This is a genomic window from Aeromonas aquatilis (assembly GCF_054052405.1).
Genome location: NZ_JBSTYP010000224.1, coordinates 1 through 237, shown reverse-complemented (window position 1 = coordinate 237; position 237 = coordinate 1). Strand labels below are relative to the sequence as shown.

The following is a 237-nucleotide window of genomic DNA, read 5'->3' as shown; positions in this document are numbered from 1 at the left end:
TAATGCCAGTCAGTTAAGCCTGACTGGCATTGTTTTTATTGGCTTTTTTCACACTGTACTTCTGTGGCCTTGGCTTCACACAGCGGGGGTAACTGCGCTCTCTTCTCTCTGGTAACACAAACTGCCCCGCCTGCTTATCCAGCTCTGCCACCCGCTTCGGGATACTCCCCGGTGACAGGTACGGCATGCAGCTCAGTTCATGGATGAGATAGACCGACGCCATGTGAAAACTCAGCT

General features: G+C 52.3%; 1 pseudogene. It reads right to left on the bottom strand.

The window, feature by feature from the left end:
• Window positions 1-13 precede the first annotated feature (13 nt).
• A pseudogene (locus ACW5W8_RS24125) lies at window positions 14-237 on the bottom strand (IS4 family transposase); the annotation flags it as partial.